28 protein-coding genes and 4 pseudogenes are annotated in these 25,713 nt (G+C 51.7%); 19 read left to right on the top strand and 13 right to left on the bottom strand.

Annotated elements, in window-relative coordinates; all coding sequences use genetic code 11:
* Positions 1-104: 104 nt before the first annotated feature.
* Together O1722_RS24735 and aph(3'')-Ib are read right to left on the bottom strand one after the other, a co-directional pair.
* Entirely contained in the window at positions 105-941 is an 837-nt protein-coding gene (locus tag O1722_RS24735) for an aminoglycoside O-phosphotransferase APH(6)-Id (RefSeq protein ID WP_000480968.1), read from the bottom strand.
* Positions 941-1,744 carry an aminoglycoside O-phosphotransferase APH(3'')-Ib gene (aph(3'')-Ib, locus tag O1722_RS24730; protein WP_001082319.1) on the bottom strand — a complete coding sequence of 268 codons (804 nt, stop codon included), beginning with the start codon at positions 1,742-1,744 and terminating at the stop codon, positions 941-943. Before aph(3'')-Ib ends, O1722_RS24735 begins: the two co-directional genes overlap by 1 nt.
* Positions 1,745-1,901: 157 nt before the next feature.
* Here aph(3'')-Ib and intI1 point away from each other — a divergent pair, with 157 nt between their 5' ends.
* Positions 1,902-2,915: a class 1 integron integrase IntI1 gene (gene intI1 / locus O1722_RS24725; RefSeq protein ID WP_000845039.1), complete on the top strand. Its 1,014-nt coding sequence runs from the start codon at positions 1,902-1,904 to the stop codon at positions 2,913-2,915.
* On the opposite strand, the gene O1722_RS24720 is transcribed toward intI1, so the two are convergent.
* The 4 genes and pseudogenes from O1722_RS24720 to O1722_RS24705 all read right to left on the bottom strand — a co-directional run.
* Positions 2,902-3,507 carry a hypothetical protein gene (locus tag O1722_RS24720; protein WP_048228299.1) on the bottom strand — a complete coding sequence of 202 codons (606 nt, stop codon included), beginning with the start codon at positions 3,505-3,507 and terminating at the stop codon, positions 2,902-2,904. The two genes, intI1 and O1722_RS24720, sit on opposite strands and share 14 nt — an antisense overlap.
* Before the next feature lie 10 nt (positions 3,508-3,517).
* Positions 3,518-4,087: a trimethoprim-resistant dihydrofolate reductase DfrA19 gene (gene dfrA19, locus O1722_RS24715; RefSeq protein ID WP_000019304.1), complete on the bottom strand. Its 570-nt coding sequence runs from the start codon at positions 4,085-4,087 to the stop codon at positions 3,518-3,520.
* Positions 4,087-4,551, bottom strand: a complete 465-nt coding sequence (locus O1722_RS24710; RefSeq protein WP_000645230.1) for a BRCT domain-containing protein — start codon at positions 4,549-4,551, stop codon at positions 4,087-4,089. The genes dfrA19 and O1722_RS24710 overlap by 1 nt, the downstream gene beginning before the upstream one ends.
* A 301-nt stretch (positions 4,552-4,852) precedes the next feature.
* Positions 4,853-5,341, bottom strand: a pseudogene (locus tag O1722_RS24705) (transposase); the annotation flags it as partial.
* Positions 5,342-5,404: 63 nt separating this feature from the next.
* On the opposite strand from O1722_RS24705, the gene O1722_RS24700 reads away from it, so the two are divergent.
* Positions 5,405-6,109 carry an IS6-like element IS26 family transposase gene (locus O1722_RS24700; RefSeq protein WP_001067855.1) on the top strand — a complete coding sequence of 235 codons (705 nt, stop codon included), beginning with the start codon at positions 5,405-5,407 and terminating at the stop codon, positions 6,107-6,109.
* Positions 6,110-6,297: 188 nt separating this feature from the next.
* A pseudogene (locus tag O1722_RS24695) lies at positions 6,298-9,305 on the top strand (Tn3 family transposase).
* Positions 9,306-9,341: 36 nt separating this feature from the next.
* Here the strand turns inward: O1722_RS24695 and O1722_RS24690 are convergent.
* Together O1722_RS24690 and O1722_RS24685 are read right to left on the bottom strand one after the other, a co-directional pair.
* Positions 9,342-9,512 (bottom strand): annotated as a pseudogene (locus tag O1722_RS24690) (TnsA endonuclease N-terminal domain-containing protein); the annotation flags it as partial.
* A 610-nt stretch (positions 9,513-10,122) separates the two neighbouring features.
* On the bottom strand, positions 10,123-13,128 hold the full coding sequence (locus tag O1722_RS24685; protein WP_001143760.1) for a Tn3-like element Tn3 family transposase: 3,006 nt from the start codon (positions 13,126-13,128) through the stop codon (positions 10,123-10,125).
* A 163-nt stretch (positions 13,129-13,291) separates the two neighbouring features.
* Between O1722_RS24685 and O1722_RS24680 the strand changes: the two genes are divergently transcribed.
* The 8 genes from O1722_RS24680 to O1722_RS24645 all read left to right on the top strand — a co-directional run bounded on the left by O1722_RS24680 (position 13,292) and on the right by O1722_RS24645 (position 18,018).
* Positions 13,292-13,849 carry a recombinase family protein gene (locus O1722_RS24680; RefSeq protein ID WP_001235713.1) on the top strand — a complete coding sequence of 186 codons (558 nt, stop codon included), beginning with the start codon at positions 13,292-13,294 and terminating at the stop codon, positions 13,847-13,849.
* 182 nt (positions 13,850-14,031) lie between these two features.
* A complete protein-coding gene (locus tag O1722_RS24675; RefSeq protein WP_000027057.1) occupies positions 14,032-14,892 on the top strand; it encodes a broad-spectrum class A beta-lactamase TEM-1 in 861 nt (286 codons plus the stop codon).
* A 329-nt stretch (positions 14,893-15,221) separates the two neighbouring features.
* A complete protein-coding gene (locus O1722_RS24670; RefSeq protein ID WP_001371925.1) occupies positions 15,222-15,602 on the top strand; it encodes a hypothetical protein in 381 nt (126 codons plus the stop codon).
* A gap of 57 nt (positions 15,603-15,659) precedes the next feature.
* The gene (locus O1722_RS24665; protein ID WP_000490638.1) at positions 15,660-16,325 is read left to right on the top strand and encodes a hypothetical protein; all 666 of its coding nucleotides are present in this window, start codon (positions 15,660-15,662) and stop codon (positions 16,323-16,325) included.
* Between the two features lie 59 nt (positions 16,326-16,384).
* The gene (locus O1722_RS24660; RefSeq protein WP_000916941.1) at positions 16,385-16,840 is read left to right on the top strand and encodes a hypothetical protein; all 456 of its coding nucleotides are present in this window, start codon (positions 16,385-16,387) and stop codon (positions 16,838-16,840) included.
* Positions 16,812-17,117 carry a hypothetical protein gene (locus O1722_RS24655; protein WP_223152485.1) on the top strand — a complete coding sequence of 102 codons (306 nt, stop codon included), beginning with the start codon at positions 16,812-16,814 and terminating at the stop codon, positions 17,115-17,117. The genes O1722_RS24660 and O1722_RS24655 overlap by 29 nt, the downstream gene beginning before the upstream one ends.
* 25 nt (positions 17,118-17,142) lie before the next feature.
* Positions 17,143-17,436 (top strand): hypothetical protein, encoded by a 294-nt coding sequence (locus O1722_RS24650; protein ID WP_001100635.1) that lies wholly within the window; start codon positions 17,143-17,145, stop codon positions 17,434-17,436.
* Between the two features lie 177 nt (positions 17,437-17,613).
* Complete coding sequence (locus tag O1722_RS24645) at positions 17,614-18,018, top strand: H-NS family histone-like protein (RefSeq protein ID WP_001287391.1); 405 nt, start codon at positions 17,614-17,616, stop codon at positions 18,016-18,018.
* A 606-nt stretch (positions 18,019-18,624) separates the two neighbouring features.
* Here O1722_RS24645 and O1722_RS24640 read toward each other — a convergent pair.
* The 4 genes from O1722_RS24640 to O1722_RS24625 form a co-directional block, all read right to left on the bottom strand.
* Positions 18,625-19,482: an HNH endonuclease signature motif containing protein gene (locus O1722_RS24640; protein ID WP_000784387.1), complete on the bottom strand. Its 858-nt coding sequence runs from the start codon at positions 19,480-19,482 to the stop codon at positions 18,625-18,627.
* 15 nt (positions 19,483-19,497) lie between these two features.
* Positions 19,498-19,806, bottom strand: a complete 309-nt coding sequence (locus tag O1722_RS24635; RefSeq protein WP_001224686.1) for a hypothetical protein — start codon at positions 19,804-19,806, stop codon at positions 19,498-19,500.
* Positions 19,807-20,354: 548 nt separating this feature from the next.
* Positions 20,355-20,780 carry a hypothetical protein gene (locus O1722_RS24630; RefSeq protein ID WP_000278471.1) on the bottom strand — a complete coding sequence of 142 codons (426 nt, stop codon included), beginning with the start codon at positions 20,778-20,780 and terminating at the stop codon, positions 20,355-20,357.
* Positions 20,781-21,032: 252 nt separating this feature from the next.
* Positions 21,033-21,233: a hypothetical protein gene (locus O1722_RS24625; protein WP_065945227.1), complete on the bottom strand. Its 201-nt coding sequence runs from the start codon at positions 21,231-21,233 to the stop codon at positions 21,033-21,035.
* Between the two features lie 33 nt (positions 21,234-21,266).
* On the opposite strand from O1722_RS24625, the gene O1722_RS24620 reads away from it, so the two are divergent.
* Positions 21,267-21,425 carry a hypothetical protein gene (locus O1722_RS24620; RefSeq protein WP_223230173.1) on the top strand — a complete coding sequence of 53 codons (159 nt, stop codon included), beginning with the start codon at positions 21,267-21,269 and terminating at the stop codon, positions 21,423-21,425.
* Between the two features lie 32 nt (positions 21,426-21,457).
* On the opposite strand, the gene merR is transcribed toward O1722_RS24620, so the two are convergent.
* A complete protein-coding gene (gene merR / locus O1722_RS24615) occupies positions 21,458-21,913 on the bottom strand; it encodes an Hg(II)-responsive transcriptional regulator (protein ID WP_001166628.1) in 456 nt (151 codons plus the stop codon).
* Positions 21,914-21,984: 71 nt separating this feature from the next.
* Between merR and merT the strand changes: the two genes are divergently transcribed.
* From merT to O1722_RS24580, 7 genes and pseudogenes are all read left to right on the top strand, one after another.
* The gene (gene merT / locus O1722_RS24610; RefSeq protein WP_001294656.1) at positions 21,985-22,350 is read left to right on the top strand and encodes a mercuric ion transporter MerT; all 366 of its coding nucleotides are present in this window, start codon (positions 21,985-21,987) and stop codon (positions 22,348-22,350) included.
* 15 nt (positions 22,351-22,365) lie between these two features.
* Positions 22,366-22,641, top strand: coding sequence for a mercury resistance system periplasmic binding protein MerP (gene merP, locus O1722_RS24605; RefSeq protein ID WP_000732275.1), 276 nt, complete (start codon positions 22,366-22,368; stop codon positions 22,639-22,641).
* A 27-nt stretch (positions 22,642-22,668) separates the two neighbouring features.
* Complete coding sequence (gene merC / locus O1722_RS24600) at positions 22,669-23,094, top strand: organomercurial transporter MerC (protein WP_000522996.1); 426 nt, start codon at positions 22,669-22,671, stop codon at positions 23,092-23,094.
* A 38-nt stretch (positions 23,095-23,132) separates the two neighbouring features.
* Positions 23,133-24,818: a mercury(II) reductase gene (gene merA, locus O1722_RS24595; protein ID WP_000209297.1), complete on the top strand. Its 1,686-nt coding sequence runs from the start codon at positions 23,133-23,135 to the stop codon at positions 24,816-24,818.
* A gap of 17 nt (positions 24,819-24,835) precedes the next feature.
* Positions 24,836-25,201: a mercury resistance co-regulator MerD gene (gene merD, locus O1722_RS24590; protein ID WP_001277466.1), complete on the top strand. Its 366-nt coding sequence runs from the start codon at positions 24,836-24,838 to the stop codon at positions 25,199-25,201.
* Positions 25,198-25,434: a broad-spectrum mercury transporter MerE gene (merE, locus tag O1722_RS24585; protein WP_001087807.1), complete on the top strand. Its 237-nt coding sequence runs from the start codon at positions 25,198-25,200 to the stop codon at positions 25,432-25,434. The genes merD and merE overlap by 4 nt, the downstream gene beginning before the upstream one ends.
* 50 nt (positions 25,435-25,484) lie before the next feature.
* Positions 25,485-25,712, top strand: a pseudogene (locus O1722_RS24580) (DUF3330 domain-containing protein); the annotation flags it as partial.
* Position 25,713 lies beyond the last annotated feature (1 nt).

Raw genomic sequence — 25,713 nt, 5'->3', positions numbered from 1 at the left:
GGTCGTTTGCGGGAGAGGGCGAAATCCTACGCTAAGGCTTTGGCCAACGATATTCTCCGGTAAGATTGATGTGTTCCCAGGGGATAGGAGAAGTCGCTTGATATCTAGTATGACGTCTGTCGCACCTGCTTGATCGCGGCCGCGATAGCTAGATCGCGTTGCTCCTCTTCTCCATCCGCGTTCCAAGCTGCGGAAAGGCACCCATAAGCGTACGCCTGGTCGAGCAGGCGACGCGGATCGACGTCCAGCGCACGAGAGAATGCGTCCGCCATCTGTGCAATGCGTCTAGGATCGAGACAAAGGTCGTCTCTGTCAGCCGGATCGTAGAACATATTGGCGGCGCCAAAGCCCACTTCACCGACCAGACCGACGGGATCTATCACCAGCCAGCCGCGACTGGAGAACATGATGTTTTCATGATGCAGATCGCCATGTAGCCCACGCAGTTCCGAGGCATTGCTCATCATTTGATCGGCTATAATCGCCGCGTGGACGTAGTCAGTTTGACAACCTGCGTTTTGATCATCGCGCGCCCGCTGAAACAAAGCTGCAAAGCGATCCCGGATCGGGAGAAGGGCAGAAGGCAGGGGTTCCTCAGATGCGGCATACAGCTTCGCCATTAGTTCCGCTGCAATTTCGGTCGCCTGGTAGTCGCCGTGCTCGGCAACGATGTGAGAGAGCATTCGCTCCCCGGCATATTCGAGCAACATCAGATTGTTCTCACGACCGAGCAACCGGACTGCTCCCCTCCCATTGCGCCATACCAGATAGTCGGCCCCGCGCAGTTCATCAGCAATGTCTTCTATAGGTTTCAATCCCTTGACGATTGCAGGAGTCCCGTCTGGCAATGAAACTTTCCAAACGAGGCTGGAAAAGGTGTCCGCAATGAGAACAGGTTGCGAAACGTGCCAATGAGCAGGAAAAACAGGCGGCATGAACATCAACCCCAAGTCAGAGGGTCCAATCGCAGATAGAAGGCAAGGCGTTCGCGGTCGGGGGCTTCGATCCCCAATACATTGAATAGGACAGCGAAGGCGCGCTCTGCTTCATCTGGCGCTGCCCAGTTCTCTTCGGCGTTAGCAATCATGAGTGCCAAATCGGCATAGCGATCTGCTGTTCCGAGCCGCCCAAGGTCGATCAGACCCGTGCATTGAAGAGTTTTAGGGTCCACCATGAAGTTCGGCATGCAGGGATCACCATGGCAAACAACCATATCGGTGCGCTCTTGGTCGAGCCGCACCGGTAGCTCTCGTTCGACACGAGCCAAAAGATCGAGCTGCGGCGTACTCTTGTCCTCGTCCGGTAAGAAGTCGGGATTGACGGCATTGCGGGACACCACATCAACGGCGCGTCCGAACATTCGCGACAGCCTGCGCTCAAACGGACATTGATCAACCGATAGGCTGTGAACAGCGCCAAGTTGCTGCCCCATTGACGGCCACGCTTTGAGCAAATCCGCTCCAGACAGATCAGCCGCCGGTACTCCCGGAATTGCCGTTATCACCAAGCATGCACCCTCCTGTTCCTCCTGCCAGTTGATCACCTCGGGGCAAGCCACACCTCGACCTTTGAGCCAAATGAGGCGGTCACGCTCTCCAGCGAGCTCACCGCGGCGGGAAGCAGGTGCGATTTTCGCGAAGGCATGCCCGTCACCACGTCGAAAAACAAAATCACCAGATTCTCCGCCTCTGACAGGCAACCAGTCAGAATGCGATTCACCAAAAAAAATATTAGTTCGATTCAATGGAGGTTCCTTCAGTTTTCTGATGAAGCGCGGAGGTGGCTCAACCTGCGAAAAGAAACGAGTTGCTACGTAAGTCCGAGAACATGCTTTCCATGGTCTCTGAGCTCGCCTTGATGCCCGAGGCATAGACTGTACAAAAAAACAGTCATAACAAGCCATGAAAACCGCCACTGCGCCGTTACCACCGCTGCGTTCGGTCAAGGTTCTGGACCAGTTGCGTGAGCGCATACGCTACTTGCATTACAGCTTACCAACCGAACAGGCTTATGTCCACTGGGTTCGTGCCTTCATCCGTTTCCACGGTGTGCGTCACCCGGCAACCTTGGGCAGCAGCGAAGTCGAGGCATTTCTGTCCTGGCTGGCGAACGAGCGCAAGGTTTCGGTCTCCACGCATCGTCAGGCATTGGCGGCCTTGCTGTTCTTCTACGGCAAGGTGCTGTGCACGGATCTGCCCTGGCTTCAGGAGATCGGAAGACCTCGGCCGTCGCGGCGCTTGCCGGTGGTGCTGACCCCGGATGAAGTGGTTCGCATCCTCGGTTTTCTGGAAGGCGAGCATCGTTTGTTCGCCCAGCTTCTGTATGGAACGGGCATGCGGATCAGTGAGGGTTTGCAACTGCGGGTCAAGGATCTGGATTTCGATCACGGCACGATCATCGTGCGGGAGGGCAAGGGCTCCAAGGATCGGGCCTTGATGTTACCCGAGAGCTTGGCACCCAGCCTGCGCGAGCAGCTGTCGCGTGCACGGGCATGGTGGCTGAAGGACCAGGCCGAGGGCCGCAGCGGCGTTGCGCTTCCCGACGCCCTTGAGCGGAAGTATCCGCGCGCCGGGCATTCCTGGCCGTGGTTCTGGGTTTTTGCGCAGCACACGCATTCGACCGATCCACGGAGCGGTGTCGTGCGTCGCCATCACATGTATGACCAGACCTTTCAGCGCGCCTTCAAACGTGCCGTAGAACAAGCAGGCATCACGAAGCCCGCCACACCGCACACCCTCCGCCACTCGTTCGCGACGGCCTTGCTCCGCAGCGGTTACGACATTCGAACCGTGCAGGATCTGCTCGGCCATTCCGACGTCTCTACGACGATGATTTACACGCATGTGCTGAAAGTTGGCGGTGCCGGAGTGCGCTCACCGCTTGATGCGCTGCCGCCCCTCACTAGTGAGAGGTAGGGCAGCGCAAGTCAATCCTGGCGGATTCACTACCCCTGCGCGAAGGCCATCGGTGCCGCATCGAACGGCCGGTTGCGGAAAGTCCTCCCTGCGTCCGCTGATGGCCGGCAGCAGCCCGTCGTTGCCTGATGGATCCAACCCCTCCGCTGCTATAGTGCAGTCGGCTTCTGACGTTCAGTGCAGCCGTCTTCTGAAAACGACAAACGATGTCAGCCAATAAGTTGTTGTAATAATCGACAAGTGTTTGTTGCAACTCGCCGTCCTGTAAGACTGCATTATCAGTCTGATTCAGGGCGGCTATGGTGTCATTTATACACCATAAACCGATGACGGCTGCACGTAAATCTGTGGATGCTCTTGATGGCGATTCAACGTTTGCTGTCCCACGCATGGCGACAGCATTGTTTAGCCCAGCAATAATCCCATTATAAGTTGGGGGGAGGGGCTCCGACAACTGCAAAGCTATCTTTTCTGTATTGTTTTGGATGTCGTCCGCAAGAATGGTATTCTCGATCAGTTCTCGAGCCAATAATGATGTTTCGAAGCAGACGGCCAACACCGTCTGCTTCGTTTCTGGTTCTTGTTCTTCCACTGCCAGCGCGTTACTGATTGTTACGCACGTAAGTAGCAAAGTGAATGCGCTCTTGAGTCTCATCAACGGTTGCCTCCACAGTCTCGCTGGCACTGGAATCAATGTGAAAATTGTTCTGGATCGGATCAACAGGAATAAATCGATCACAGTCGAACTCTCTTGGAATTATGGTCATGTGCAGTTTCGTTGCTGATGAAAGAGCTTGAATGTACAACTTCTCCCCACCAATGACAGCAATGCGTTGATCGGTATTCTCATACAGGTTGATCACAGCACGAAGATCAGGAACGACAGTAGCGCCTATGACATCTTCTTGTTTTAACGTCGAGGAGATCACGAACGATTCGCGTTCGGGGAGAATTCCTTTCTCCTTGATTCGCTCCTCGGCGCCATCCTTTTCTAACTGCATGTCACGCATGTCAGTATACGTGTGTTTCCCCATAACGCACACGCGGATCTCTTTAGAAATCCGCGTAAATCGCGCCATGTCTTCTTTGCATTTCCATGGAATCTTGCCGCCTTTCCCGAATCCCAACTTAGAATCCACAGCGACTATTAGCTCAAGTTGTGGGTGACTCATTAAAACTCCAAACCAGTCGATGCTGGTTGTTCCAGATATTGCTTACGGAAGGTGGCCAGATCAATCAGTTTGATATTTGCCTTTCCGCTGTTGTTGAGATCGTGCACTTTCTTCAATTTGCCGGAAGATCCGGAAGTGGATGCCGCGATCACCATGGTGGTCTTCGACGAGACTGATGATTGCACTTCACCACCCTCAGCTTCAATCAGCTTCTCCAAGGCCGCGTCACGAAAACCGGTGATCACGATCTTCTCACCGGTAAAACGATCCCCCGAAGTGACCTGCTGTTTGAACCCGATGATTGATTGAATCTTGTTGAATAGCTCGGCATGTTCAGCCATACCTGCAAGCACTTTTGCGGCAGTTTTGTAGCTGAATTTGTCGACGCTAACGATCTGCTCTTCGGTGATGGCATTGAAATCATCCAAGGTCTTAATATCCAAGCCTTCACACAGAGCTTTCATCTTGCGGCGCCCAACGCCGCGCCCAAAGTGGGGCATCGACCCCAACCAAACCGACAGGGGAACACTACTGGGTATAGGAAGTATAAACCACCTTTTTGCTCCTCATCCGAAGTATCTTACCTGAAATTCCCTCACTCGTTTACCGCTCAAGCCCCAATTTTAACTGCCGGTCCAGCCTAAACCGCTCTAATAAGGTTCGATTTGGCGGTAAAATCTCTAGCCTGATAGCTCGAGAGATACAAACTGCCCCACCGCCCCGTTTAAAAGTTGGCAGTGTTGAGCAGTGTTGGATTTGGGGTCGTCAGTCAAAGAGACGACTCTGTGATGGATCGAACAGGCTGGGAGTCAGTGGCGGCGCTCGTTCTGGTGGCAGCTCACGCTGCTTGGCGGCATTCGCCTTGGCTGTTTTCTGTTTCAGATGCTTGAGAATCTGCTCAATGACCTTCGGATCTTCGATGCTGGCAATCACTTTGACGTGACCGCCGCAGTGTTCGCAGACTTCAATATCAATATTGAAGACTCGCTTGAGGCGTTGCATCCAGGTCATGGCGCGGTGGCGCTCTGCAGGACTCTTGTCACGCCAGTTAGTATCGAGACCTTCCGATTTGTCGGGCTTCTTGCCCCGCTTGGCGGGTGTTACTTGAACTCGGTGTTTGCTGTTCGGTGCAAAGACGCCGTGGAAGCGTGTGAGGTTGACTCGCGGCTTAGGTACCAACGCAGCGAGTTTGGCGATGAAGTCCAGCGGCTCGAAGATCACATGGGTGGTGCCATTGCGGTACGGAGTTTTGAGGGCACTGTTGCAAATAGTCGGTGGTGATAAACTTATCATCCCCTTTTGCTGATGGAGCTGCACATGAACCCATTCAAAGGCCGGCATTTTCAGCGTGACATCATTCTGTGGGCCGTACGCTGGTACTGCAAATACGGCATCAGTTACCGTGAGCTGCAGGAGATGCTGGCTGAACGCGGAGTGAATGTCGATCACTCCACGATTTACCGCTGGGTTCAGCGTTATGCGCCTGAAATGGAAAAACGGCTGCGCTGGTACTGGCGTAACCCTTCCGATCTTTGCCCGTGGCACATGGATGAAACCTACGTGAAGGTCAATGGCCGCTGGGCGTATCTGTACCGGGCCGTCGACAGCCGGGGCCGCACTGTCGATTTTTATCTCTCCTCCCGTCGTAACAGCAAAGCTGCATACCGGTTTCTGGGTAAAATCCTCAACAACGTGAAGAAGTGGCAGATCCCGCGATTCATCAACACGGATAAAGCGCCCGCCTATGGTCGCGCGCTTGCTCTGCTCAAACGCGAAGGCCGGTGCCCGTCTGACGTTGAACACCGACAGATTAAGTACCGGAACAACGTGATTGAATGCGATCATGGCAAACTGAAACGGATAATCGGCGCCACGCTGGGATTTAAATCCATGAAGACGGCTTACGCCACCATCAAAGGTATTGAGGTGATGCGTGCACTACGCAAAGGCCAGGCCTCAGCATTTTATTATGGTGATCCCCTGGGCGAAATGCGCCTGGTAAGCAGAGTTTTTGAAATGTAAGGCCTTTGAATAAGACAAAAGGCTGCCTCATCGCTAACTTTGCAACAGTGCCATACTGTGTAGTATCATAATGCATAAATCACGATTTTTGATACTGACATTCAGTACCGTTTTGGGTGGTATCAAAACTCATAACATTTGAGACGGTTAAAAAGAGAACAGAACACCCGTTTACGAAAGGATGCGTGATGGCTGCTGATTTTCTGACCGACAAACAGACACAGAACTACGGGCGTTATGCCGCAGAGCCAAACGAGATCCAGCTGGCACGGTATTTTCATCTTGATGAGCGAGACCTTACTTTCATCAACCTGCGTAGGGGCAGGCATAACCGGTTGGGAATTGCCCTTCAACTCACAACTGCCCGCTTTCTGGGAACCTTCTTGTCCGATCTCATGCAAATACCGCCCGGTGTCCAGTTTTATGTCGCAAGGCAACTTAACATCCGCTATCCAGAGATCATTTCCCGCTATGCTCAAAGGGAAAACACACGTTGGGAGCACCACGGGCTTATCAGGCAGCACTATAGCTATCATGATTTCGGTGATTTCCCGTGGTCGTTCAGACTGAAGCGATTGCTGTATACCCGTGCATGGCTCAGTAATGAACGCCCCGGACTGATGTTCGATTTTGCCACCGCGTGGTTGCTTCAAAATAAAGTGTTGTTGCCAGCCGCATCCACCCTGACGAGAGTCATTGGTGAAATCCGTGAGCGTGCGACCCGCCGCTTGTGGCGAAAATTGGCCGCGCTGCCAAACCGTTGGCAGACCGCACAACTGGCTGGGTTACTTGAAATCCCCGAAGGACAGCGACTCTCAGTGATGGAGCACCTAAAAAGAGGCCCTGTCACTATCAGCGGCCCCGCGTTCACTGAAGCACTTGAACGTTACACTCGCCTGCGCAGCCTGGAGTTTTCCTGTCTGAATTTCACTGGGCTGCCCGCCATACAGCTCCGCAATCTGGCACGCTATGCCGGAATGGCATCGGTGAAATATATCAGCAGAATGCCAGAAGAACGGCGGCTGGCGATCCTTACCGCATTCGTGAAAGCGCAAGAAATCTCGGCGCTGGACGAGGCCGTTGACGTGCTGGATATGCTGATCCTCAATATTACCCGGGAGGCGAAGAAAACCGGGCAGAAAAAGCGACTTAGGACGCTCAAGGATCTTGACCGCGCGGCGTTGCTGCTGGCGCGGGCATGCGCACTTTTACTTGATGAAGATACCGCCGATGATTTGCTGCGAAAGACCATATTCAGCAGTGTGTCTGTCGCCAGACTGGCAGAGTCCGTGGAAAAAGTGAATGAACTGGCCCGCCCCCAGGATACAAACTTTCAGGATGAAATGGTGGAGCAATACGGACGGGTAAGGCGTTTTTTGCCCGCACTACTGCGCGATCTGCACTTCCGTGCGGCCCCAGACGGTGAACATACCTTGGCTGCCATCCATTACCTGGCAGAGCTAAACGGCTCGAAAAAACGGATCCTGGACGATGCACCTGAACATATCATTTCAGGCCCTTGGAAACGCCTGGTGTACGATGCTGACGGTCGGATACAGCGAGCAGGTTACTCGTTGTGTCTGCTGGAGCGACTTCAGGATGCGCTACGCCGTCGTGACATCTGGTTGGAAAACAGCGATCGTTGGGGTGATCCGCGCCAAAAACTTCTTCAGGGGGAGGAATGGCAGGCGCAGCGGGTTCCAGTCTGCCGGGCATTGGGTCACCCCACTAATGGCAGTAAAGCATCGGAGCAATTGGCCGCTCAGTTAGATGAAACCTGGAAAACGGTGGCATCACGTTTTGATCGCAATACCGCCGTGGACATCTGCAATGAAGGTAAACATCCTTCGCTGACCATCAGCAGCCTGGATAAATTGGATGAACCACCGGCGCTGATACAACTGAGCAGCCGAGTCAGACAATTGCTTCCACCCGTTGACCTGACAGAACTGTTGCTCGAGATTGACGCCAGAACTGGCTTCACCCGTGAATTCAGCCATGTCAGCGAGTCAGGTGCCCGTGCGCAGGATCTGCATATAAGCCTGTGTGCGGTGATGCTGGCTGAGGCCTGCAATATCGGACATGAGCCGCTGATCAAGCACAATATCCCTGCACTGACTCGCCATCGTCTGAGCTGGGTGAAACAGAACTACATCCGAGCAGAAACGCTGGTTAGCGCCAATGCGCGGCTGGTTGATTTTCAGTCCTCGTTAGCGTTGGCAGGATACTGGGGGGCGGGGAGGTAGCCTCCGCTGATGGTATGCGTTTTGTCACGCCAGTGAAAACGGTGAATTCTGGCCCCAACAGAAAATACTTTGGTTCAGGGCGCGGCATCACCTGGTACAACTTTGTCTCTGACCAATATTCGGGTTTTCATGGCATAGTGATTCCTGGAACACTGCGGGATTCCATCTTTGTGCTGGAAGGGCTACTTGAGCAACAAACGGGACTAAACCCGGTTGAAATCATGACGGACACAGCAGGTACCAGTGACATTATCTTTGGCCTGTTCTGGCTACTGGGATACCAATTTTCACCTCGTCTGGCGGATGCGGGTGAGGCTGTGTTCTGGCGGGCCGACAAAGCAGCGAATTACGGGGCGTTGGACAAACTGGCGCGGGGTTGTGTTGACCTTTCTAAAATCGAAAGCCACTGGGATGAGATGATGCGGGTTGCCGGTTCGCTGAAGCTGGGCACTATTCATGCGTCAGAACTCATTCGATCGCTATTGAGAAGTACCCGACCGTCAGGGCTTGCTCAGGCAATAATGGAGGTCGGAAGAGTTAACAAGACACTGTATCTTCTCAACTATATTGATGATGAGGACTATCGTCGCCGGATCCTAACACAGTTGAACCGGGGTGAAGGCCGCCATGCCGTTGCAAGAGCCATCTGCTACGGTCAGCGTGGCGAGATCAGAAAACGTTACCGCGAGGGGCAGGAAGATCAGTTGGGTGCGCTGGGTCTGGTGACAAACGCAGTGGTGCTGTGGAATACGCTTTATATGCAGGAAGCCTTGTCGCACCTGCGCAGCATCGGGGAAGGGCCAGAGGATGAACATATCGCGCGGCTTTCGCCTCTGATGCACGGTCATATCAACATGCTGGGACATTATACGTTCACACTACCGGAGGATATTATGAAGGGGGAATTGAGGCCGTTAAATCTCAATTTAAACAATGAATTATCTCCTTAGCGTGGTTTTTTACATCATTGGCCCTCAAACCCCATGATGATGGTTTCGAAACGTCTTAAGGCCAAAGACTATCGAACGGTTTCCACGGGATTTAACGTCCTGAGCTCTAAGCCAGGGCTGATAACTTTGGCCATAGCCCACTCCTATGCCGTCACCTAGCGCATTTTCATAATCCAAATAGGATTTGAGACGCCTACCCCTACCCATGATCGTACCCAAAAAACGACATTGATACGTACCTATATGTGCATTTTATAGTCTCCAACCCTATAACCACACATTCAGTAAGCATACAACATTAGCGTCGTTTTTTGAGAATGGTTACAACTTTAGTGCTTTGTGTACAACTTTATTGTCTTCGGACAGTAGGACCCTCTAAAACCAATAGAATTTACGTAGAAACGCGTTTAGTAAAGGCTTTACTAATTACTAATGACTAACATATTAGCACTTTCAGATCTGTCAGCAATAACCCCGGGCGGCGAAATAATGAGAAGAGTTCTTCCGGAGAGCCTTTTCTTTCTATCTGATTGATTTTTAACACTTTTAAATGTCAGCTTTATGTAAACCTGTGGGATTTACTCCTAATTAAATCCCATAGTATGAAAATTAGGCATTTGCAAACCTTAATGACGTGACGTTGTCACGTAAATCAATGGAATTTAGTCTCTAGTAAAGAGTTAACTAGTGACTAACTGCCTGATCGGTGTGCTTGAACGGTGCACTTCAGGCCGGATATAAAAATTGATGAGAGATATACAGAAAATGATGGACCGGCTTAATAGGGGTCTGACGCTCAGTGGAACGAAAACTCACGTTAAGCAACGTTTTCTGCCTCTGACGCCTCTTTTAATGGTCTCAGATGTCCTTTGGTCACCAGTTCTGCCAGCGTGAAGGAATAATGGCCGAGCATATTGATATGTCCGTGGCAAAGCGGGGAGAGGCGTGCGATATCTTCATCATTCAGTGTTTCACCCTGCGCCCGGAGATGATCCAGGGCTGCCTGCATATAAATAGTGTTCCATAACACGACGGCGTTAGTGACCAGCCCCAGTGTGCCCAGTTGATCTTCCTGACCGTCGGTATATCGTTTTCTTATCTCACCTTTTTGACCGTGACAGATGGCTCTGGCAACGGCATGGCGACTTTCTCCCCGATTAAGCTGGGTCAGAATGCGCCGGCGGTAATCTTCATCATCAATATAATTAAGCAGATACAGCGTTTTGTTGATGCGCCCCACTTCAATGATTGCCTGAGTCAGTCCGGAAGGACGTTCACTTTTCAGCAATGAACGGACCAGCACTGAAACCTGTACTTTGCCCAGCTTCAGGGAGCCAGCGGTCCGGATCATTTCGTCCCACTGAAGGACTATTTTTCGGGGATCTGATTGCCCTCTGGCAATATCATTCAGCACGCCATAGTCGGCATCATGGTCCATTCGCCAGAAAACCGAAGCACCGGCATCAGCCAGGCGTGGAGAAAACTGGTATCCCAGCAGCCAGAAAAGGCCAAAGACAAGTTCGCTGGCACCTGCTGTATCGGTCATAATTTCGGTTGGATTCAGCCCGGTCTCCTGTTCCAGAAGACCTTCCAGCACAAAGATAGAGTCCCTCAGCGTCCCCGGTATAACGATGCCATGAAAGCCGGAATACTGATCGGACACAAAGTTGTACCAGGTGATCCCTCTGTTATTACCAAAGTATTTGCGGTTCGGTCCGGCATTGATTGTTCTGACTGGCGTAACAAAGCGCATTCCATCTGCAGATGCCACTTCTCCTCCACCCCATATCTGTGCCAGTGGCAGCGTTGCCTGAAAATCAACCAGTCTGGCATTAGCGCTGGTGATAGTTTCAGCCCGCAGATAGTTCGCTTTTGTCCAGTTCAGCCGGTGTCGGGTCAGTGCAGGAACATTTGATCTGATCAGTGGTTCCAGACCGATATTGCAGGCTTCAGCCATCAGCACGGCGCTGATGCTGACGGGCAGATCATCAACTCTGGCACTGGCTTCACTAGCATGGAAAAACTCATCAGCAAATCCGGTATGGGCGTTAATTTCGAGCAGCAACTCCGTTAAATCCACCGGAGGGAGTAGATCACTGATCATTTTGCTCAGTCGTTTCAGACTGTCCGGCTCATCAAGACTGGCGAGGGGAGAAATTGTCAACCGGGGCTTCGGGCCAGAAACATCGAGTTCGACAGCCTCATTTTCGCAAAGACGTGCAGCAACCTGTCTGTAACGACTATCAAGCTGATGACCCAGAGATTTTATTGCTTCCTGCGGGTCTGTCGGGTGCCCCAAAGAACGATAAACCTTAATCCGGTTTGCCTGCCAGTCAGCACCCTGTAGTAATCTTGCACGAGGATCTCCCCACCGGTTACTGCCGGTAACGTAGACATCCCTCCGCCTCAGACTATCCTGCAGTTTACTGAGAAAGCAGAGCGTGTATCCCCTGCGGGTGATATGTTTTTCCTTGTTAATCACCAGCCGTTTCCATGACCGACTGATAATTTCCGTTGGTGCGTCGTCAAAAAACTGCCGCCGTGAGCTGAACTCCCGGCTGAGGTAGTCACAGGCATTCAGAGTGGTAACCCCGGCAGGTGCGGATGAAAATTTAACGGTATTCAGCAGATGGGGCAGGAAACGACGAACGCGCCCGTACTGCTCCACCATTTCTTCATGAAAATTATCGTCTGAGGGCCGGGCAATTTCACGGACAAGCGTGATGATTTCAGCCAGCTTTTGCCTTGGGATGTAGCTGAACACCTCAGCACGAATCGATTCGTCCGGTGTTTCTTCTTTCAGCAGGTACGAACATGCGCTGGCGAGCGCCAATGCAGATTTATCCAGATCCTTCAGCGAGCGGAGCCGTTTTTTCTGCCCAATCTTTCTGGCGTCACGGATGATAACGGCCAGCATGGCGTCCAGAACGTCCAATGCATCATCCAGCGCCAGCGTTTCCCATGCAAGGACAAAGGCAACCAGAACCGCCATCCTTTTCTGCGGTGACATCCTGGCAATATTGAACACCGAAGTCATACCAGCATAACGTGCGAGATTTTTCAGGCGCACAGCCGGGAGTGTACTCAGGTTTTCAGCATGCAGGCCAAAATCGTTCAGAGTTTTCCAGCGTTCAATTGCTTCATTAAACGCCGGACCACTGATGGTCACAGGGCCCTTTTTCAGTGATTCCAGTAAAGACAGGCGGCTGCAATCAGTTGGCCCCAGCAGCATCTCCAGCTGTGAACGCTGTTCGGCTGACGGTATCAGTGCCAGTTTGTTCCACAGGCGCAACGTCGCCTTTTCCCTTACCTCTGAAATCAACCGGGTCAGCGTAGTGGCTCCGGGGAGAATAATACGATGTTGCATAAGCCACCCTGTCGCCAGATCGAAAAGCAGGCCAGGACGTTCGTTGCTTATCCAGCTCCGGGTATATAAAAGACGGGTAAGGCGAAATGTCCAGGGCCAGGCAAATTCACGATACTGATAGTGCTGACGTATCAGCGCTGCATGCTCACGGCGGGTATTTTCCCTCTGACCGTATTCTGCAAGAACGGTGATATCACGAATCCCGAGCTGTCTGGCGGTAAAATGCCGGACGCCGGAAGGAATATGATTCATATCGGTGAGGAAGGTGCCCAGAAAACGGACACATCCAATTTGCAGGGCAATGCCCAGACGGTTGTGATCACCTCTGCTTTTTCCGATAAATTCCTTGTCTGCTTCATCAAGGTGAAAATATCGTGCCAGCTGAAGCTCATCCGGTTCACCGGTGAATCTGCCATAGCTTTCAGTCTGCTCAGTGGTCAGAAAGTCAACGGGCATATCGGCCTCCCTGCCTGACGGGCATTTAGTAACATTTTTCCAACCGTACGAAATGTTATAAATTATCGGACATCGTAAAACTGTTACATTAATATGTCTATTAAATCGTAAATTTGTAATAATAGACATGAGTTGTCCGATATTCGATTTAAGGTACATTTTTATGCGACTTTTTGGTTACGCTCGGGTCTCAACCAGTCAGCAGTCTCTTGATCTTCAGGTCAGAGCACTCAAAGACGCAGGTGTGAAAGCAAACCGTATATTTACCGATAAGGCATCCGGCAGTTCAACAGACCGGGAAGGGCTGGATTTGCTGAGGATGAAGGTGGAGGAAGGTGATGTCATTCTGGTTAAGAAGCTCGACCGTCTTGGCCGCGACACTGCCGATATGATCCAACTGATAAAGGAATTTGACGCTCAGGGCGTGGCAGTCCGGTTCATTGATGACGGGATCAGTACCGACGGTGATATGGGGCAAATGGTGGTCACCATCCTGTCGGCTGTGGCACAGGCTGAACGCCGGAGGATCCTAGAACGCACGAATGAGGGCCGACAGGAAGCAAAGCTGAAAGGAATCAAATTTGGCCGCAGGCGTACCGTGGACAGGAACGTCGTGCTGACGCTTCATCAGAAGGGCACTGGTGCAACGGAAATTGCTCATCAGCTCAGTATTGCCCGCTCCACGGTTTATAAAATTCTTGAAGACGAAAGGGCCTCGTGATACGCCTATTTTTATAGGTTAATGTCATGATAATAATGGTTTCTTAGACGTCAGGTGGCACTTTTCGGGGAAATGTGCGCGGAACCCCTATTTGTTTATTTTTCTAAATACATTCAAATATGTATCCGCTCATGAGACAATAACCCTGGTAAATGCTTCAATAATATTGAAAAAGGAAGAGTATGAGTATTCAACATTTTCGTGTCGCCCTTATTCCCTTTTTTGCGGCATTTTGCCTTCCTGTTTTTGCTCACCCAGAAACGCTGGTGAAAGTAAAAGATGCTGAAGATCAGTTGGGTGCACGAGTGGGTTACATCGAACTGGATCTCAACAGCGGTAAGATCCTTGAGAGTTTTCGCCCCGAAGAACGTTTTCCAATGATGAGCACTTTTAAAGTTCTGCTATGTGGTGCGGTATTATCCCGTGTTGACGCCGGGCAAGAGCAACTCGGTCGCCGCATACACTATTCTCAGAATGACTTGGTTGAGTACTCACCAGTCACAGAAAAGCATCTTACGGATGGCATGACAGTAAGAGAATTATGCAGTGCTGCCATAACCATGAGTGATAACACTGCTGCCAACTTACTTCTGACAACGATCGGAGGACCGAAGGAGCTAACCGCTTTTTTGCACAACATGGGGGATCATGTAACTCGCCTTGATCGTTGGGAACCGGAGCTGAATGAAGCCATACCAAACGACGAGCGTGACACCACGATGCCTGCAGCAATGGCAACAACGTTGCGCAAACTATTAACTGGCGAACTACTTACTCTAGCTTCCCGGCAACAATTAATAGACTGGATGGAGGCGGATAAAGTTGCAGGACCACTTCTGCGCTCGGCCCTTCCGGCTGGCTGGTTTATTGCTGATAAATCTGGAGCCGGTGAGCGTGGGTCTCGCGGTATCATTGCAGCACTGGGGCCAGATGGTAAGCCCTCCCGTATCGTAGTTATCTACACGACGGGGAGTCAGGCAACTATGGATGAACGAAATAGACAGATCGCTGAGATAGGTGCCTCACTGATTAAGCATTGGTAACTGTCAGACCAAGTTTACTCATATATACTTTAGATTGATTTAAAACTTCATTTTTAATTTAAAAGGATCTAGGTGAAGATCCTTTTTGATAATCTCATGACCAAAATCCCTTAACGTGAGTTTTCGTTCCACTGAGCGTCAGACCCCTAATAAGCCAGCCTTTCTTGGGATGATTGATGATGTTGAACACGCTATAAAGCGAAAATGCCCCTTTTTAACCTATAGGTTGGGCACTATGAGTAAGATACAATCAAATCGCCAGTCAGATGGCTAATTTCATTTTGACCAAAGCGGGCTATTTCAAGCGTTATCGCTGAGACGAGGCTTCAATGACAAGTACACTTGACCCATCACACAAGCAAATTGAAATGTGGCGCAGAGCTACCGGTTCCGAAGGTGGACTCAACGAATACCGCAACTGGGTTCTGGAAAATAGTATGAGATTTACAGCATACGGTATCCATACCGTTATCGTCGAAGGTGAGGCGAAGCATATAACAGCGCTTGATGATGTTACCCTCTGTAACGAGTGGGCGAAGCTTAAAAGAGAAAACAATAGGCTTTACGCAGCAAATGAAAAAATTTGCTCTGGCTGGCGTGGTTTTGTGTTGCGTTTGTTAGGAATAACACTGTCATGCAGAAAACCGGTCATCTTACTGGGGGCAGACGCGAAGAATCAAAATGATGCCGTGAAAGGGGCTGATTTGTAATTTTCAGGCGAGCCCACCGTTCTTAGAAAGCTGTTCTATGGGTATGTAAGGAAGATAATGTTCTCTGAACGCTCAGTACACTTAATCACTTCCTGTACAAAGGGCAAGAATCATCAGGGCCACGTCTGGCCGACATTGGACATAGATCCAAAACAAACCCCGGACGACGCAGCATATGCCTGGAGTAACATTGTAGACGACGCCAGAAGTAATCAGGCGGTACCGGCATTGTCCTTGTATTCAGGTAATCACTGGTCTACGGCAAAGGAAATTTTAAACTCAACCAGAAATCTGGAGTTGTGGATAATCTCTGCCGGGATGGGGTTTTTAAATAGTCGAGATCGGGTGCCCTCTTACGAGGCGACATTTCATCAAGTACCATTCAGGCATGATCTCTGGTGGAAAGCCATCACAAAATCACTAGGAAAGCATAACCGTTGCGCAACTATAAGCCAGTTAATGCAGTCCAGTCCGAATGATGAATATTTGATTGCGGCTTCGCCTGTTTATATTGCTGCTGTCCAGAATGACATCCTGAAGGGCATTGAGAGTTTGACTCATCCTCTTACGCAACTAACGATCGTGACATCAGGGGCATATGCTGGCCCACTTGAAGAATACTTAATTAAGAGTTCTTCTAGGATGATGAAAGAGCTAGAGTGCAATATGGTGTGCCTGAATATAAAACTGGCTCAATACATACTTAAAAGTGGTAGTCGTTAGAACTAGACTGTTAATGATACAATTCTCCTGTTATTTTATTTTTATAAAAGGTCTCAAATATGCTCAAAAACAGATTTTCTTTATTGTGTCTTGCTGTGGCATCGTCACTTACTCTTACTGCTTGCGATGTAGTTGATGCTGCCTATGACGAGACTTTAAATGATAATGCACCCGAAATTGTAATAGCTGGAGGATTCAAAATTGATATCCAAGGTAATGCAGTTCCGGTTGAGGGATATGATAATTGCTCTTTGAATACTCTTCAGGGAAGCGTTGATACGGATAAATCAAATTGTATTGTTCTGGATAGAACACGTAAAAAAGTACCGGTTCTAGTTCATTTGTCATCCGGTCCCGTCAAAGAAGAATGGAAGATCGAGCACCAGGTTGAAAAAACCAAATCCGGCAAAAATTTCATCCAAACTCGTATGATTAGACCTGACGGTAACTTTGTAGTGCCTGCATCCTCAGAACGAGGGATCTTTAGTGGCAAACATTACAGTCAAGCCAGCTAAGTCAAGTCTATCCGTTCAAACAGAAAAAGGTTTCTTAAAAATGACGTTATCCGCTGCATTGCAAGGCACTTTTAAAGAGATGAGGAAAGACAATACAGTAGGCATCACAGTTCAAACTTGTTCAGATATTTTTGACAGCAATGTTCCTCCGGCTTATGTTTTCTGGCTTTATCGTCTCAAAGCGGGAGAAACTTTGCCGCGCGGAAGGTTCTTCAGAAAAAGAAAGCCAATCATCAATGTTATGGCAGTTGTTCATGATGCTGCATTCGAAAAATAACTGCGCTATCAGGAAAGTTACTTTTATGAACGTAATTGCAGCTGGAATTTTTTGCTTTATTTTTTACCCTACAGCTTTCGCTTATGCTTGTTATAAAAAGAGATGGCTAGAGTGGATTTTTCTTACTTTAATTATAATTTTTGCTTCTGCCATTTCGATTCAACAATACAATGAAGCGAATTTTGTAAGTGAGTTAAATTACCCTATGTTTATCTCCGCCATATATGGCCTGTCACTGGCATGGTTTCCTTTTCCGATTGCTTATGTTGTTCTGCGCTTCCTTCTTGATGATTTACAGCATGAGTACCCTAAACAGTGAGCAGATTTTAAGACTCATGAACAACATCGAAAGCACGAAACAGTCTGCACAAGGAAGATAAGGAGTATTCTTAGCAAGATATCTTTGTACCTGAAGACATAAAGCTGGCATCTTTTTCCTTATAGAGTGTATTATGATTAAGTAAATCCTTATCAAAGAATTAGAAAGTGAGGTCGTATGTCTGAAGCACTCAAATCGTTAAACAATATTCGTACTCTTCGCGCCCAGGGCCGCGAGCTGCCTTTAGAAGTACTTGAGGAAATCCTCGAAAAGCTTAATGTCATTGTTGATGAGCGTCGTCAGGAAGAATCATCCAAAGCTGCCGAACTGCAAGCTCGTCAGGAGAAACTTGACGCCCTGCGTAAGTTAATGGAAGAAGATGGTATCAACCCGGAAGAGCTGCTTGGCTCATTCCAGGCCAAATCTACGGCTACCAAGAAAAGCCGTGAACCACGCCCGGCCAAATACTCATTTACTGATGAAAATGGCGAAACAAAAACGTGGACTGGACAGGGCCGTACCCCCAAAGCTCTGGCAGAACAAATTGCAGCCGGTAAAAGTCTTGATGATTTCCTGATCTAACTTTTGCCACCAGTTTTGATAGAGGCCACTTCGGTGGCCTTTTCTCATACGGAATCAATTTCAGGTACAGAACATATGAAAAATTCAGAACCTAAGAGCTGTGATCCCTATGTGGACAGTTTGATTAGAAATGCAGATGCAAAGGAAGCCAGGTCATTTCTCAAAATATTGAAGCCCTTACCATTCCTTATCGTTATCATCGCTGTATTCTTTTTTTGGGTATCGTTTTCCCGTTTATTATCCCAGGTCGCGTAAAACCTTTTTAAAGACTCTTCTTTACCAGATATGCTCCCTCACCGGGATGGTTTCAACCTCTTCAGTTTCCCATATTGGCAAAACCTTCAGGAAATAAGACGATACCCTCCACGCTTTCCATTAAAGCGGGATGACGACGCCCAGTTCTTACGACCAGACTCCACGTTTTCGATTAGGATGCCTTTGGGCCCTTCTAACGAGGCCACCTCAACAACTCGCACTTTCCGGATCAGTCTTGGATCCACTTCTTCCCAGATCTGGCCAACTGTAATATCTTTTTGGGTTTGCATTTAATCTCTCGCTGTCATTTAGTGAACAAGACTAATCCTCGCCGTGGTTCAGCTTATGGCTTTATTTACGCTGACGATCCTTAGCCTTAAATTTTTGCCATCGTATCCGAAGGTTTTCGATGTTAACCGGAACCTGCATGCGTGTCGTCTCTATCTCATTCCCATGCCATTTCAGGAGATCATCATCCAACTCCCGGGCCTCCCGGCTGAAGTAAATTTTCATAGTGTCAGGGTTTATGGCGCAATGGTCATTGTCGAACAGTGTATGGATATCACGGCGAAGTAAAATTCCGTTCGTTACGTCGGGAATGCCTTCTTCATGACGTGGCGTTAAGTGCGCGGCCTCAGTACGCCAGGGGGACCTTACGCCGGTGACAACACATCGCCCGTAGCAATTCAACCTAACATCCCGGGCGAAAGGACCTTGGTCAGGACTGGTGACAGAAGTACATTCCTGGCCCTCTTTGTAGATACGCTTCGGGAAGTCGATAGTGGTTTGAGCTGTTTGGGAAAGTGACACATACGTAACCCCTTTGTATCTCTTTATCCCACCATTAAAAGTGGTAGGAATCGAGCTGGTTATGGCCACCAGTTTCACATCGCCCATTTCGACGATCTTAAGGCTCTTATTAGCGGCTACATGTAACTGGATGAATTTACCTACGTACACATCATGGTTCTCATCTTGTCTTTCAACACACAGAACGACATGGTCGAAGGTTCTCTTGTCAGAGATTACCCAGTTGCCGGTTTTCACACGGCCTGCTTCACTCACCCCTGCGGTAAGATCGGGTATGAGCGTCCCCTGCATGCCGTCAGTTCGAATTGAAAGAATTTCACCCGATAAACCCAGCTCTGCAAGCTCACTAATAAACGGTCTTTTCATCCGGCTTACCGGTTTTGGCTTCGTCATTTTCATCTTTGCTGTAACACCTCAGTACCCCATTGCTCGTTCCTGGCGGGACAGCCGTTCATCAGCAGCCTGAAGACGCTCATCACGCCGCCGTGCTGCCAGAACCCGTCGTTCTGAAAAAGACATAGCCGCTACGTTTGGTACGCTGAGCTTACCGTCACCGGCACAAACGTCACAGCGAACATCAAATGCTCCGGCAAAATACTTTTCACGCATTTCTGGCTCCCACTCAGCCATTTCTGATTGGGTGAATCCATTTTCAAAGGCCGGGTTTTCCATGGTCCCGTGGCCTTCGCACTGGTGACAGATTATGTACTTAAATTTGCGCATGTAACGCTCCTGTATATGATGGATGAACCACTCTCGTTCAGGGTTATGGCGAAATGTTTATCGCCGCAGCGAGAGATTCAGTCTTGCTATCAATATTCCTGAAGGTTGTCCGCCTGATTTCAGGGAAAGCATTCATTCACTGGCCGGTTCTACCTTATTATTCATACAGATTAAAGTAGTTGTGCCTACTACTGCGGTCACCTTCCTTGACAAAGTAAGCAAAGTTTGAAAAATTTAACACCGACGAAAGGCCATACCTTCGTTAGTGTGCGAAAGCCGCTTGCGAGCGACGGAATAGGTGAAAGCTTTAGTCAGGGTTAATTACCCTGTCTGCGGTGATGGGATGGCTCAGGCGTATATCATCACTCCTTCCAAAGTCCGTACACACTCTTTCAGCCTTTGCAGAAATGCAGGGGCTGTTTCATATCAGACAAGCGCAATGAAATTTTCAAATGCTTTCCAGAAATTCAAAGGCCTTAAGCTTTATCTGTATCTTACGGTCCCCGCACGGAAAGTAACTTTCCTGAACAGGAACCGCCTTGCCAGCCTTAACTTTCTAAACGGTTAAAGTTACACCAGGCTGTAAATGGTGAAACAGTTTTTGAAGCCCATGAAACACCGCTGTCGGAAAGATAACTAGCCCCAAGACGTCTAACTTCTTTTTGATGTAGAGCTAATTCTTTCGGATCGGCAATATCTTCCACCACGCTCATCATGGCAATCTGAACTCCGGGAGATGCCATTTTATAAGCTGTCGAGCTTGCAACTGAATTTTTCAGGATTGCCAATCTTTCTTTTTCTGGTCGCCCGTTGTCAGACGTATTCGCGTACGTTGTACCCGCAACTAACAATGGAAGACTGGCGTTGGCACAGAACTGCATAACGCGTTTTTGCTGGAGCTGTAATTCAGTGGCTGCAAATGCTTTACTGCATCCGAGGATCCCGATAATCATCACTAATGCTGTTTTATACATAAAATTGAAACCGTCCTTATTGAACTTTAAATGTTGCGGTTAACACTGTGTGGAGATGTATGGACTGGATAATACCCACATGCCTGCGCCTGCCAGTATACCGGCTCAGGTATTAAACCTAAGAGATCTGGTGCACCGGATTTTACCTTTTCATTTCGGTTTTATCTTGAGCCTGGCTCTTGAGTTTAAATTTAAAGGTATGGCGCATGCAGGTTTCACTGACGGGTTTTCACACATCCCGGCTGTAACCCATCATTGTTCATGAGCCAGGCCCTGGTATCCTGCCCAGCGTACGGCCAGCCGCTCTAAGTCCAGATCGTACACCAGCGGTGTGATTTTACGGCCTTCAAACAGCTCGCCCAGCTCAATGCCTGGCTTAAAATGAACGGTCAGGGTGGCCGGATCTATGCCCATAAGATCGGCATCAAACAGAGCATGCATTGTTGGAGTCATCAGGATGCCATTAGACGGATTGTACCGGGTTCCATGTTCAATGTGTGCCGCATCCAGGACACCGCCATTAACCCAACCGGTTACCGCACAACGGCCCGCGAAATTCTCGATGAGCAGAGCTTTAAATTTACCCTGTGCCACGCCACTACGTTGCGTCACTACGCGCTCGCAGTGCTCACCCTGGATATCTAGGGGTCGTCTCAGAATTCGGAAAATAAAGCACGCTAAGGCGTAGTCACCCCGTGACTCCCCCGCGCCGATGCAGCGAGCTTCGTTCCGTCTTGCAGTGACGCAATCAGCGGGCAGGAAACGTTCCCTTTCCGCGCATGGCAGGCGCACACCAGTTCAGACAGCACGGCCTCCATGCGTGCCAAGTCGGCCATCTTCTCGCGCACATCCTTGAGCTTGTGCTCGGCCAGGCCGCTGGCTTCCTCGCAATGGGTGCCATCCTCCAGCCGCAGTAGCTCGGCGATTTCGTCCAGGCTAAAGCCCAGCCGCTGGGCCGATTTCACGAACCGCACTCGTGTTACATCCGCCTCGCCATAGCGGCGAATGCTGCCATAGGGCTTGTCTGGCTCCGGCAGCAGGCCCTTGCGCTGGTAGAACCGGATGGTCTCCACATTGACCCCGGCCGCCTTGGCAAAAACGCCAATGGTCAGATTCTCAAAATTAATTTGCATATCGCTTGACTCCGTACATAACTACGGAAGTAAGCTTAAGCTATCCAAACCAAATTTGAAAGGACAAGCGTATGTCTGAACCACAAAAGTCTGAACCACAAAACGGGCGCGGCGCGCTCTTCGCCGGTGGGCTGGCCGCCATTCTTGCGTCGGCCTGCTGCCTGGGGCCGCTGGTTTTGATCGCCTTGGGGTTCAGCGGGGCATGGATCGGCAACCTGACGGTGCTGGAACCCTATCGCCCGATCTTCATCGGCGCAGCGCTGGTCGCGCTGTTTTTCGCCTGGCGGCGCATCTACCGCCCGGCGCAAGCCTGCAAACCGGGTGAGGTCTGCGCGATTCCCCAAGTGCGAGCTACTTACAAGCTCATTTTCTGGATCGTGGCCGCGCTGGTCCTGGTCTCGCTCGGATTTCCCTACGTCATGCCATTTTTCTATTAATCACAGGAGTTCATCATGAAAAAACTGTTTGCCGCCCTCGCCCTCGCTGCCGTTGTTGCCCCCGTGTGGGCCGCCACCCAGACCGTCACGCTGTCCGTGCCTGGCATGACCTGCGCCTCTTGCCCGATCACTGTCAAGCACGCGCTTTCCAAGGTTGAGGGCGTGAGCAAGACCGACGTAAGTTTCGACAAGCGCCAGGCCGTCGTCACCTTCGACGATGCCAAGACCAACGTCCAGAAGTTGACCAAGGCGACCGAGGACGCGGGCTATCCGTCCAGCCTCAAACGCTGATCCGTTAACCGAACTCGGGAGCGACACATGGGACTCATCACGCGCATCGCTGGCAAAACCGGCGCGCTCGGCAGCGTCGTTTCCGCGATGGGCTGCGCCGCCTGTTTTCCTGCCATCGCCAGCTTTGGCGCGGCCATCGGACTGGGCTTCTTGAGCCAGTACGAGGGGCTATTCATTGGCATCCTGCTGCCGATGTTCGCCGGCATCGCGTTACTCGCCAATGCTATCGCTTGGCTCAATCATCGACAGTGGCGACGCACGGCGCTCGGCACGATAGGCCCGATCTTGGTGCTGGCAGCGGTGTTTTTAATGCGGGCTTACGGCTGGCAGAGCGGTGGACTGCTCTATGTCGGCCTGGCCTTGATGGTTGGGGTGTCGGTCTGGGATTTCATCTCGCCAGCACATCGCCGCTGCGGGCCGGACAGCTGTGAATTGCCAGAACAACGTGGCTGACGGCAACAGCCGTAGCCACCACAGAAAAGGAAAAATACATGACCACCCTGAAAATCACCGGGATGACCTGCGACTCGTGCGCGGCTCACGTCAAGGAAGCCTTGGAGAAAGTGCCCGGCGTGCAATCGGCGCTGGTGTCCTATCCGAAGGGCACAGCGCAACTCGCCATTGAGGCGGGCACGTCATCGGATGCGCTGACTACCGCCGTGGCCGGACTGGGCTACGAGGCAACGCTTGCCGATGCGCCACCGACGGACAACCGCGCCGGCCTGCTCGACAAGATGCGCGGCTGGATAGGGGCCGCTGATAAGCCCAGTGGCAACGAAAGCCCGTTGCAGGTCGTCGTCATTGGTAGCGGTGGAGCCGCGATGGCGGCAGCACTGAAGGCCGTCGAGCAAGGCGCGCAGGTCACGCTGATTGAGCGCGGCACCATCGGCGGCACCTGCGTCAACGTCGGTTGTGTGCCGTCCAAGATCATGATCCGCGCCGCCCACATCGCCCATCTGCGCCGGGAAAGCCCATTCGACGGCGGCATGCCACCCACACCGCCGACGATCTTGCGCGAGCGGCTGCTGGCCCAGCAGCAGGCCCGTGTCGAAGAACTCCGTCATGCCAAGTACGAAGGCATCCTGGACGGCAATTCAGCCATCACCGTTCTGCACGGTGAAGCGCGTTTCAAGGACGACCAGAGCCTTATCGTTAGTTTGAACGAGGGTGGCGAGCGCGTCGTGATGTTCGACCGCTGCCTGGTCGCCACGGGTGCCAGCCCGGCGGTCCCGCCGATTCCGGGCTTGAAAGAGTCACCCTACTGGACTTCCACCGAGGCCCTGGCGAGCGACACCATTCCCGAACGCCTTGCCGTAATCGGCTCGTCGGTGGTGGCGCTGGAGCTGGCGCAAGCCTTTGCCCGGCTGGGCAGCAAGGTCACGGCCCTGGCGCGCAATACCTTGTTCTTCCGTGAAGACCCGGCCATCGGCGAGGCGGTGACAGCCGCTTTCCGTGCCGAGGGCATCGAGGTGCTGGAGCACACGCAAGCCAGCCAGGTCGCCCATATGGACGGTGAATTCGTGCTGACCACCACGCACGGTGAATTGCGCGCCGACAAGCTGCTGGTCGCCACCGGCCGGACACCGAACACGCGCAGCCTGGCATTGGAAGCGGCGGGGGTAGCCGTCAATGCGCAGGGGGCCATCGTCATCGACAAGGGCATGCGCACCAGTAGCCCGAACATCTACGCGGCCGGCGACTGCACCGACCAGCCGCAGTTCGTCTATGTGGCGGCAGCGGCCGGCACTCGTGCGGCGATCAACATGACTGGCGGCGATGCGGCCCTGGACCTGACCGCAATGCCGGCCGTGGTGTTCACCGACCCGCAGGTCGCCACCGTGGGCTACAGCGAGGCGGAAGCACATCACGACGGGATCGAGACCGACAGTCGCCTGCTAACACTGGATAACGTGCCGCGTGCGCTTGCCAACTTCGACACACGCGGCTTCATCAAGCTGGTCATCGAGGAAGGTAGCGGACGGCTCATCGGCGTGCAAGCGGTGGCCCCGGAAGCGGGTGAACTGATCCAGACGGCGGTGCTCGCCATTCGCAACCGTATGACCGTGCAGGAACTGGCCGACCAATTGTTCCCCTACCTGACCATGGTCGAAGGGCTGAAGCTCGCGGCGCAGACCTTCAGCAAGGACGTGAAGCAGCTTTCGTGCTGCGCCGGATGAGGAAAAGGAGGTGTTCAATGAGCGCCTACACAGTGTCCCGGCTGGCCCTTGATGCCGGGGTGAGCGTGCATATCGTGCGCGACTACCTGCTGCGCGGATTGCTACGGCCGGTCGCGTACACCACGGGCGGCTACGGCTTGTTCGATGACACCGCGTTGCAACGGCTGCGCTTTGTACGGGCTGCCTTCGAAGCGGGTATCGGCCTGGACGCACTGGCGCGGCTGTGCCGGGCGCTGGATGCTGCGGACGGTGACGGTGCGTCTGCGCAGCTTGCCGTGTTGCGGCAACTCGTCGAGCGTCGGCGCGAGGCCCTGGCCAGCCTCGAAATGCAACTGGCCGCCATGCCAACCGAACCGGCACAGCACGCGGAGAGTCTGCCATGAACAGCCCAGAGCACTTGCCGTCTGAGACGCACAAACCGATCACCGGCTACTTGTGGGGCGCGCTGGCCGTGCTCACCTGTCCCTGCCATTTGCCGATTCTCGCCATTGTGCTAGCCGGCACGACGGCCGGCGCGTTCATCGGGGAGCACTGGGGTATTGCAGCCCTCACGCTGACCGGCTTGTTTGTCCTGTCTGTGACGCGGCTGCTGCGGGCCTTCAAGGGAAGATCATGACCGCTTCCCAGCCAGCCGAGAGTGGGCAGCTTTGAGCTTCGCTACCAATCTGGAGGAGTACCACCATGAACGCAAACGCCCCGAACACTGCCAGTTGCACCACCTGCTGCGTATGCTGCAAAGAAATTCCGCTCGATGCCGCCTTCACCCCGGAAGGCGCGGAATACGTCGAACATTTCTGCGGGCTGGATTGCTATGAACGCTTCCAGGCACGCGCCAAGGCCGCGACAGAATCTGACATTGCGCCTGTCCCTGGCGGTTCGCAGCCGTCAGATTGAG

This window comes from Enterobacter cloacae complex sp. HYC003_NIDB (assembly GCF_056673375.1).
Note: the sequence above shows the minus strand (reverse complement) of the source record. Positions and strands in the feature narration are given on the sequence as shown.